Source organism: Ilyobacter sp. (genome assembly GCF_041583315.1).
Lineage (GTDB): Bacteria > Fusobacteriota > Fusobacteriia > Fusobacteriales > Fusobacteriaceae > Ilyobacter.
Window position 1 is genome coordinate 1 of the sequence record NZ_JBFHGC010000050.1, and the last position, 8,809, is coordinate 8,809.

General features: G+C 40.9%; 10 protein-coding genes. All 10 read left to right on the plus strand.

The window, feature by feature from the left end; translation table 11 throughout:
* Positions 1-938: pyridoxal phosphate-dependent aminotransferase (locus tag ABZA26_RS03065; protein WP_372713050.1), on the plus strand; the 938-nt coding region annotated here is incomplete at its 5' end.
* Positions 931-1,935: a chorismate synthase gene (gene aroC / locus ABZA26_RS03070; protein ID WP_372713051.1), complete on the plus strand. Its 1,005-nt coding sequence runs from the start codon at positions 931-933 to the stop codon at positions 1,933-1,935. The genes ABZA26_RS03065 and aroC, both read left to right, overlap by 8 nt.
* Before the next feature lie 10 nt (positions 1,936-1,945).
* Positions 1,946-2,461: a shikimate kinase gene (locus ABZA26_RS03075; protein ID WP_372713052.1), complete on the plus strand. Its 516-nt coding sequence runs from the start codon at positions 1,946-1,948 to the stop codon at positions 2,459-2,461.
* Positions 2,462-2,785: 324 nt separating this feature from the next.
* Entirely contained in the window at positions 2,786-4,141 is a 1,356-nt protein-coding gene (locus tag ABZA26_RS03080) for an anthranilate synthase component I family protein (protein WP_372713053.1), read from the plus strand.
* Between the two features lie 3 nt (positions 4,142-4,144).
* Entirely contained in the window at positions 4,145-4,714 is a 570-nt protein-coding gene (locus tag ABZA26_RS03085) for an aminodeoxychorismate/anthranilate synthase component II (protein ID WP_372713054.1), read from the plus strand.
* A complete protein-coding gene (gene trpD / locus ABZA26_RS03090) occupies positions 4,715-5,722 on the plus strand; it encodes an anthranilate phosphoribosyltransferase (protein ID WP_372713055.1) in 1,008 nt (335 codons plus the stop codon).
* The gene (gene trpC / locus ABZA26_RS03095; RefSeq protein ID WP_372713056.1) at positions 5,723-6,496 is read left to right on the plus strand and encodes an indole-3-glycerol phosphate synthase TrpC; all 774 of its coding nucleotides are present in this window, start codon (positions 5,723-5,725) and stop codon (positions 6,494-6,496) included. It begins immediately after the preceding gene.
* Positions 6,489-7,091 carry a phosphoribosylanthranilate isomerase gene (locus tag ABZA26_RS03100; protein ID WP_372713057.1) on the plus strand — a complete coding sequence of 201 codons (603 nt, stop codon included), beginning with the start codon at positions 6,489-6,491 and terminating at the stop codon, positions 7,089-7,091. Before trpC ends, ABZA26_RS03100 begins: the two co-directional genes overlap by 8 nt.
* The gene (gene trpB, locus ABZA26_RS03105) at positions 7,084-8,262 is read left to right on the plus strand and encodes a tryptophan synthase subunit beta (RefSeq protein ID WP_372713058.1); all 1,179 of its coding nucleotides are present in this window, start codon (positions 7,084-7,086) and stop codon (positions 8,260-8,262) included. The genes ABZA26_RS03100 and trpB overlap by 8 nt, the downstream gene beginning before the upstream one ends.
* Positions 8,262-8,809, plus strand: a 548-nt coding sequence (gene trpA, locus ABZA26_RS03110; protein WP_372713059.1) for a tryptophan synthase subunit alpha, incomplete at its 3' end; no start/stop codon positions are given. The genes trpB and trpA, both read left to right, overlap by 1 nt.

Here is an 8,809-nt window from a genome sequence, read left to right on the forward strand (position 1 = left end):
GTGTAGTGGCGACTCCTGGTGGGAGTGGTGCAGTAAGTACCACTTTTAAAAACTATCTGGGAAGAGGTGAAACTGTACTTTTACCAGAGATTGGATGGGGACCATACTGGCTCATGGCCAAGGAATTTGGATTTGAAACTGAAGAATACTCTCTGTTTGACGGGGATGCCTTTGATATGGGTTCTTTCAAAAGCAAATGTGAATACATAATGGAAAAACAGGGGAAAGTCCTGGCAGTAATAAATGATCCCTGCCATAATCCTACTGGATATTCCCTGTCCTCTGAAGAATGGAAAGGTGTAATTGATTTCCTGAATGAACTCAGTAAAGATGGTCCTGTAATTCTTCTAGATGACATAGCTTATATGGATTTTTCCAATGACAGAAAAAAAATAACAAAAGATATTGAGCAACTAAATGGCAGAAATAAAAACTTTCTTGTTATCTTTGCTTTCAGTATCTCAAAAACCCTTACTGCCTATGGATTGAGAGTAGGGGCACAGATAGCTGTTTCCTCATCACAAGAAGTTATTGAAGACTTTGTGAGAGCCAACGAAATCAGTGCCAGGGCGGTATGGTCGAATATTCCAAAGGGCGGTATGAAACTCTTTGCAAAATTGATTTTGGAGAAAGAAAAAAAGGAAGCCGTAATCACTGAGAGAGACTCTTATATTGAGCTTTTGAAAGACAGGTCAGATATATTTATGAAGGAAGCCAGTGAGGTGGAGCTTCCTGTATACCCATATAAAGAGGGGTTTTTTATAACTGTCAAGATTGAAGACAGTGAGAAACAAAAAAAAATCCACAGAAAACTAAAAGAAAAATTGATATATACCATTATGGTAAATAAGGGAATCAGGGTGGCAGTATGTTCCCTTCCTAAGAGAAAAATAAAGGGACTTGCAGGAAGAATAAAGGAGGCATTTTTGGATGAATAGTTTCGGTAGAATGTTCAGGGTATCCATATATGGCGAATCTCACGGAAAGGGTGTAGGGGTCTTGATAGACGGCTGTCCTGCAGGAATTCCTGTGGACACAGAAGAATTCATGGCAGACCTGTCTAGAAGAAAAGCCGGAGGAGCCGGGAGTACAAAAAGAATAGAAAGCGACGAGCCTGTTATTATTTCAGGGATATGTGACGGACACACTACAGGTGCCCCTATAAACATACATTTTGTAAACGGAGACACCAGATCAAAAGATTACGGCCTTTTCAGGAGAATGCCAAGGCCTGGTCACTCTGATTTTGTGGCAATGAAAAAATATGACGGAAATAATGATATAAGAGGGGGAGGACATTTCTCAGGAAGGCTCACCCTTGCTCTTGTGGCAGCAGGAGTAATCGCAAAGAAAATACTTGCAGGTTCTAAAATAGAGGCAAAACTGGTACAGGTGGGGGAAACTAATGTCAGAAATTCTTCTGAAGAAGAGATAAACGGAATTCTCACTGAAATCCAGGAAAGCGGAGATTCTATAGGGGGAATAGTTGAGTTTAACGGTATAAACCTTCCGGTAGGACTAGGAGAACCCTTCTTCGGGTCGGTAGAATCCCATATCTCTTCTATGATTTTTTCTGTTCCGGCTGTAAAGGGTATAGAGTTCGGTGCAGGTTTTGAAGGGGTAAAACTAAAGGGAAGCCAGCACAATGATTCCATAACAGATGCCAGCGTAAAGACAGCCACAAATAACAACGGTGGAATAAACGGCGGGATAAGCAACGGAAATCCGGTGGTATTCAGGGTAGTCATAAAACCTACTCCCAGTATTTATATTCCTCAAAATACATTTAATTTTGAGACAGGGGAGATGGACACACTGCAGATAAACGGCAGACATGATGCCTGCATAGCAAAAAGAGCTACCGTGGTAATAGAGAATGCCGCTGCAATAGCCTTGGCAGATCTTTTTCTTATCAATAAGAGCAGTCGTGTATAGGGGTTAAGTTATGAATAATAATATTTTTTTAATAGGTTTTATGGGATCGGGGAAAAGCACTGTGGGGAATATTCTGTCAGAAAAACTGGGATATTCTTTTGTAGATACAGATGCCATTGTGGAAAAAGACGGGGAAATGTCCATTTGCAAAATGTTTGAACAGCACGGGGAAAAATATTTCAGAGAGAGAGAGTATGAAGCTCTGAAAAAAGTCATGAAAAAAAAGAATCAGATAATCTCCACAGGGGGAGGCATAGTTACCTATGAAAAAAGTAGGGAGCTTCTAGAAGGGCAGGAGGTATATTATATCAGTGTTGATTCTGAGACAGTTTATCACAGACTACATGCTGACAGTACGAGACCTCTTTTAAAAAACAGCTCTTTTGAAAAAATGTCTGAACTGCTGTCAATGAGGAAAAAACTCTATGAAGATACAGGAACATTTGAAATAGACGGCAGACAGGCCCCTCAGCAGGTGGCAGAGGAAATAATTTTTAATATAAAAGAAGTCCGTAAAAAACCCTGAAAACACTAGTTTTAAAGGTTTTTAAAAAAACTTTTTTGAAAAAACACTTGACTATTGCGTCAAAACACTGTAAATTAATACAAAACAATGTGAAGGAGGAAAACCCATGATAAGATTTACTTGGTGGTGGAAGAATAGCATATCAGACCAATCAAATAAATTATCAGGTTTTGCTGCTCTTTCATAAAAAGGGAATTTTTGGAATAAAAAAAAATTCGGAAAAAATTAATTGTAAGCAATACCTGTTCCCTAGGGAGCAGGTTTTTTATTACAAATTTTCAAGGGCCTGACTAAATAGCAGGTCTTTTTTCATAGGGGGGAAACATGAAAAAGAAAGTTTATTTTAGGGATATAAAAAACACTATTACCACCAACGACCTTTACTTGAAATTATCAAAGGGGGAGAGAGGTATACTTTTTGAAAGTGACGAAAAAGATACCGGATTTACTTTTATAGGAGGGGGACCTAAAAGGGTATTTGAAGACAGGGTTACAGAGTATGTAGTAGACGGGGTATCATATAAAAAGGACAAAAGATTTCTTGAGCTGATAAAAGAGGCTCTCGACGGTGTAGAGGTAGAAAATGCTCCGAAACCATATGTGGGCGGAGCTTATGGAAATATAGCCTATGATATAATAAGAGACTATGAAGATCTTCCCATGGAAAATCCATATGACCCTGAAGTAGGCGAAAGTGTCATGATGATTTTTGAAAAAGGTGCAGTAATCAATCATGATACAGGTGAGATGTATCTCACAGCAATAGCTGATAATGAGGCAGAAGGGAGCATCCTTCTAGACGAACTGGAAAAAAGACTGGAAAACACCATAGAGATAAAAGATGCAAATATAACTTCTGAAGAGATAACAGGAAATACTACTCAAGAGGAATTTGAAGAGATGGTGAAAAAAGCAAAGGAATATATAATCCAGGGAGATATTTTTCAGGTTGTTCTGTCTCAGAGATTCAGAGTGACAAGTAGCAAGCATCCCTTTGAGATATATAAAAGACTGAAAGAGATCAATCCGTCACCTTATATGTTTTTCCTGGACTATGGAACACACCAGATAATAGGTAGTTCCCCAGAAAGGCTTGTAAGCCTCCAGGAAGGAATAATAAAAACAGTTCCCATTGCAGGGACAAGACCCAGAGGGAAAAATCATGAAGAGGACGAGCAGTTTGCTCTAGACCTTATGGCAGATGATAAAGAGAAGGCGGAACACGTAATGCTTGTAGACCTTGCCAGAAACGATATAGGAAGAGTATCAGAGATCGGAACGGTAAAAGTCACAGAGTACATGGAAATAAAAAAATACTCCCATGTAATGCATATTGTGTCTCTTGTAGAGGGAGAGGTAAAAAAGGGAGAGGATGCATTTTCTGTAATAGCCTCGGTACTTCCAGCAGGTACTCTTTCTGGGGCTCCTAAAATAAGGGCTATGGAAATAATAGAGGAGTTTGAAAAAGAAAGAAGAGGATTTTACGGAGGAGCAGTAGGTTATATAAATTTCAACGGAGATATGGATACCTGCATAACTATAAGATCTCTCATGCATAAAGACGGAGAGTACATATATCAGGCTGGAGCAGGAATAGTCATGGATTCTGTGCCTGTAACAGAATATATGGAGTGCAGAAATAAAGGGGCGGCCATAACGAAGATTTTTAGGGGGGAATAACTGATGATACTTTTGATAGATAACTATGATTCATTTACCTACAACTTATATCACCTTATAGGGGAGCTTCACAGGGATATAAAAGTAGTGAGGAATGACAAGATCACAATAGATGAGATAAGAAAACTGAACCCAGAAGTAATAGTGTTATCTCCCGGACCAAAGGCGCCTAAAGATGCGGGGATATGTCTAGATGTTGTAAAACAACTATATAAAGAGTATCCGATACTGGGGATATGCCTTGGACATCAGACTATAGGGGAGGCTTTCGGGGGAGATGTAATCCTTGCCAAACAAGCTGTCCACGGAAAGGTGTCAAATATAACTCATACAGGTACTAGTATATTTAAGGGAATAGAGCAGAATGTACAGATAGCCAGATATCATTCTCTAATCGTGAAGAAAGAGACTATGCCTAAAGAACTGGAGATTCTGGCAGAAACAGATGACGGAGAAGTAATGGCGGTAAAACACAGAGACTATCCTGTTGTGGGACTTCAGTTTCATCCGGAATCTATAAATACCCCTGCAGGGAAAGAGATGATGAAAAACTTTTTGGAAGAGGTGATGTAAATGAACGATGTATATAAAAAATTATTAGACGGAAAGAATCTTACTTCAAATGAAATGTACGGGTTGATGGAGGATATATTTGACGGTAAATTATCTGAGATACAGACAGCCTCTATACTCACAGCCCTAAAAATAAAGGGAGAGACTTCCCAGGAGATTCTGGGAGGAGCCACCTTTATGAGGGACAGGGCTGTAGTATTCGAAAACGACCAGGACTCCTTTGATCCTGTAGGGACAGGAGGAGACGGGATACACAGTATAAATATCTCTACCGGAACAGCTTTTATAGCAGCAGCTGCAGGAATAAGAGTGATAAAACACGGAAACAGATCGGTATCAAGCAAGTCAGGAAGTGCAGATGTCCTCCAGAGTCTGGGAATGGATCTCGCTACAACAAAGGAAAATATGCAAGTCGCCCTGGAAGATACAGGAATGTCATTTCTCTTTGCCCCACAATACCATCAGAGTATGAAGGTAGTGGCAGGGGTAAGAAAAGCCATGGGTGTGAGAACTATATTTAATATCCTCGGTCCTCTGGCCAATCCAGGAAGAGCAAACCACATGCTTCTGGGAGTATATGACAAAAAACTCATGGACAATATGGCAGATGCCCTTATAAAGATGGGATGTAAGAGAGCCCTTATCGTCCACGGAATGGAAGACGGTGCCGATGAGATATCCATCACAGGAAAGACAAGAGTAGTAGAAGTGGAAAATGGAAGAATAAAAGAGTATGAGATATTCCCGGAAAATTTTGGTCTGAAGAGAGCCACCCTTGAGGATATAAAAGGCGGAGATCCTGAAGAGAACAAGCAGCTTCTCATAGATGCACTTTCAGGAAAAGAGAGAGGTGCTAAAAGAGATGTTCTTCTCCTCAATGCAGGTGCCGCACTTTTCATAAACGGGAAAACTGAGAATATAACCGAAGGGGTAAAGCTGGCGGCTAAACTCATAGATGAAGGTGTAGTAATGGAAACAGTGAAAAGCTTCGTGGAAAGGGTGAAATAAATGATATTAGACGAAATAGTCAAAGCTAAAAAAGAATATCTGAAGAAAAGATGTCTGGATAAAAAAAATCTCATTGAAATAACTGAAAAACTGGATACTCCGCCTAGCTTCTATGAAGCCATGAAAAAAAGCGGGCTCTCCATCATAGGAGAGGTGAAAAAAGCTTCTCCTTCTAAAGGGGTAATAAAAGAGATGTTTGACCACAAGGCCATAGCAGCCTCTTATGACAACTGTGTAGATGCCATATCTGTACTCACAGAGGTGGATTATTTCAAAGGAAACCCACAGTATCTGAAAGAGGTCTCTGAAATAACTAAACTGCCCACTCTGTGCAAGGATTTCATAATCGATGAAGACCAGATATACGAGGCCAGATCTCTCGGAGCGTCTGCAGTGCTTCTTATTGTGAGTATCTTAGATGATGAGACTTTAAAAAGATTTATAGGTATAACAAGAGACCTTCAGATGGAGCCCCTCGTAGAGGCCCATACATCTGATGAAGTTAAAAGAGCTCTAGAGGCCGGAGCAAAAATAATAGGAATAAACAACAGAGATCTCAAGACTTTCAACGTAGATCTGAACAATTGTATAGATCTCTCAAAAGATATTCCTGAAGATGTCCTGGTCATAGGTGAGAGCGGAATAAGCAGAAGAGAAGATGTGAAAAGGCTCAAGGACGGAAAGATAAGCGGGGTTCTTATAGGGGAAGCCTTCATGAGAGCCGAGAGTATGGAAGAGCTGGCCCGGGAATTAAAGGAGGAATTTAATGACTGAGGCAAAGATATGCGGTATAAAAAACCAGTCAGATGTAGAGATAGTTAATGAACTCAAGCCCGACTATATAGGATTTGTCTTTGCAAAATCAAAAAGACAGGTCACCCTGGAAAAAGCCAGGGAGCTGGGAGAGATGCTGGACAGAAATATAAAAAAAGTCGGAGTTTTTGTAAATGAGACTCCTGAAAAAGTATCTGAAATCGCAAAAGCCTGCAGCCTCCATATACTGCAGTTTCACGGGACGGAAACACCAGCATACTGCAAGAGTTTTAAAGGGTATGAGATCTGGAAAAGTTTTGTAGGTGACGAAAATATATTTGAAAATATAAAGAAGTATCAGGGGGCTGTAGATGCCTTTCTGGTGGATTCCAGTGTTCCCGGAAGCGGTAAGAAATTTGACTGGAATCATATAAAGGGCCTGCCGGAAAGTTATAAAATAATCCTGGCAGGAGGACTCAGTCCTGAAAATGTGGCTGAAGCTGTAAAAACTGTGAAACCACAAGTGGTAGACGTGAGTTCCGGTGTAGAGGGAGAAAATGGTAAATCCAGAGAAAAAGTGGAAAAATTTATAGAGGGGGTAAGATTACATGGATAGAAAATTTGGTGATTTTGGAGGGCAGTATGTGCCGGAGACTTTGATGAAGCCTCTTGAAAATTTGGAAAAAGCCTATTTAAAATATAAAAATGACGATGAGTTCAACAGAGAACTAAATTATTACCTAAAGGATTATGTGGGAAGAGAGACACCTCTATACTATGCAGCTTCTCTTACAAAGCATGTAGGCGGGGCAAAGATATACCTTAAAAGGGAAGACCTCAACCATACTGGTGCTCACAAGATAAACAACGTAATGGGGCAGCTACTCCTTGCCAAGAGAATGGGAAAGACAAAAGTCATCGCAGAAACAGGAGCAGGTCAGCACGGGGTTGCCACTGCCACAGGAGCGGCACTGTTAGGAATGGAGTGCGAGGTCTTTATGGGAGAGGAGGATATTGTAAGACAGGAGATGAATGTCTTCAGAATGAGACTTCTGGGAGCTACTGTAAACTCTGTAACATCAGGAACAGGGACTCTGAAAGACGCTACAAATGAAGCTATCAGACAGTGGGTTGCCAGAATTGACGACACATTCTATGTGATCGGTTCAGTTGTAGGTCCTCATCCATATCCTACAATGGTAAGAGATTTCCAGAGAATAATCGGAGATGAGACAAAGAAGCAGATAATGGAGAAGGAGGGAAGGCTCCCTGATGCTATAGTAGCAGCTATAGGGGGAGGATCAAATGCCATGGGTATATTCTATCCTTTTGTCAACGATAAAGAGGTCAGACTCATCGGTGTAGAGGCTGCAGGAGAGGGAATAGATACGGACAAACATGCACTTGCAATGCTCAAGGGAAGTAAGGGTGTCATTCACGGAATGAAGACATACCTTCTGCAGGATGATATGGGGAACATCACTCCGGCACACTCTATATCAGCAGGTCTGGATTACCCAGGTGTAGGTCCTGAACATGCTTACTTATATGACAGCAAGAGAGCCGAGTACGCTCCTATAGACGACAAAGAGGCCCTGGGAGGATTCAAGCTTCTTTGTGAAGTAGAGGGTATCATCCCGGCCTTGGAGAGTGCCCATGCAGTGGCTCATGCAGTAAAAGTAGCAAAAGAGATGTCAAAGGATGAGATTTTGGTAATAAACCTCTCTGGACGTGGAGATAAAGATATAAATACAGTATTAGAAGTATATCAAAAGGGGGAGCTGTAATGGGTAGAATAGAAAATGCACTGAAAAAGGAAGAGAAAAATCTGATAGCATATCTCACTGCAGGAGATCCTTCTATTGAAAAGACTCCTGAGCTTGTACTGGCTATGGAACGTGGAGGAGCTGCACTTGTGGAAATAGGTATCCCATATTCGGACCCTCTGGCAGACGGACCTGTGATTCAGGCTGCCTCTACAAGGGCTCTGTCCAAGGACATAAGTATTCAGAAAATATTTGATGCAGTTACTGAAATAAGAAAACAGAGTCAGATACCCCTGGTTTTTTTAGTCTACTATAACACTATACACAATTACGGCGGAGAAGAGTTTCTGAAAAAATGTGAGGAAACAGGTATCGACGGTCTTATCATCCCTGATCTTCCCATGGAAGAACAGGGAGAACTTCCAAAAAATCCAGCGGTAAGCATAATACCTCTGGTAGCTCTTAACTCTGGAGACAGGATAGAGAGCATCGTAAAGGATGCCACCGGATTCGTCTACTGTATCTCTTCATTCGGAGTAACAGGGACAAGGGATACTATCAGTAATAA